The sequence below is a fragment of the Gryllotalpicola sp. CP2-P1 genome, assembly GCF_057512245.1.
Window position 1 is genome coordinate 1 of the sequence record NZ_JBLRDT010000374.1, and the last position, 1,344, is coordinate 1,344.

1 protein-coding gene is annotated in these 1,344 nt (G+C 72.6%); it reads right to left on the reverse strand.

Annotated features, from left to right (window positions below; all coding sequences use genetic code 11):
* Positions 1–134: 134 nt before the first annotated feature.
* Positions 135–1,344 (reverse strand): glycoside hydrolase family 3 N-terminal domain-containing protein (locus ACM2XV_RS15345; RefSeq protein WP_487027576.1); only part of this gene is annotated, 1,210 nt, incomplete at its 5' end.

Here is a 1,344-nt window from a genome sequence, read left to right on the forward strand (position 1 = left end):
GCACGTCGTTCGTGCTGTCGGCCATGGCCCTGGTGCGCGCCGACCCGGCCGCGGCCGCCGACATGCTGGATGCCGCGCTCGACGCGGTGCGCACCGCTCGGTAGCGCACCGCGTCGAGCGTGACGCAGCTCAGTTCAGCCCAGCTCGAGTCCGTGCCCGAACGGGAACAGCGGGTCGGCCGTGTCGAAGGGTACGTCGGGGCGGGATGCCTCGACGGCGGCCATCGAGCGCGGCAGATCGAAGGGCAGCTTTCCCTCCGGCCGAACCGCGCCGCTCAGGGCATCGAGCAGCGCGCGAGTCGACGCCCCGTAGTCCACGACGAGACCCGCGACCCGCCCGGCGAAGGGCGTCAGCACGGCGGGACGGTCGAGATACACGTCGACGATGGTCGGCACGCGCGCGGCCAGGGCGAGGACCTCGTCGACCTGAGCGGTGGGGAACTCGAGGGAGCCCGCGTGGAAGAACGACTCGAAGCCGGGCCCACGCTGCTCGAACGGCGCCGCGAGGCGGACGATCGCGACATCGGCGCCGTCGGGGGAGTCGACGAGCTCGAGTCGCTCGTGCGTGATGCCGTCGGCGTCCGCACCCGCGATGAAGACGCGCGTTCCCGCGGCGAGCGGCAGCGCCGAGCGGCCCGACGTGGCGGCCTCGAGCACGGTGATCGAGCGGGACTGGGCCCGCAGCCCCGCAGCGCGGGCGTCGGGCGCACCGACGAGCGCATCGGCGGCCTCGATGTCGACGTAGCGGCCCTCGTCGAACAGCCCGAGCAGGAACTTCTCGCCGAGCAGCCGTCGCACCGAGGCGTCGATGCGCTCTTCGGAGACGCGGCCGCTGCGCACGAGCTCGACGACCAGCTCGGGGCACGCCTCGCCGCCGAACTGATCGGCGCCGGCATCCAGAACCTTCGCCACCCGCTCGAGCGGCGTGAGGTGCTCGACGCCCCACGCCCGCGCGGGGAACGGCAGCCCCGCGAACTCGGCATCGGTGATCAGGCCCCAGTCGGTGCAGATCACGCCGTCGAAGCCCAGCTTCTCGCGCAGCAGCCCCGTGAGGATCTGGCGATTGAAGCCGAAGCCCACCTCTTCGATGGGCTCGCCGTCGACGGCGAGGCCGACCGGCATGCCGTAGTACGGCATCATCTGCCGTGTGCCGGCCGCGATGAGCGCGCGGAACGGCTCAAGGTGCTCGTCGAACCGACCGCCCGGGTAGACCTGCTCGCGCCCGTAGGGGAAGTGCGGGTCCTCGCCGTCCTTCTGAGGTCCGCCGCCCGGGAAATGCTTGGTCATGGCCGACACGCTCGCACTGCCGAAGCGGCCGCTGCCGCCGCGCCGCCGGGCGATCTCA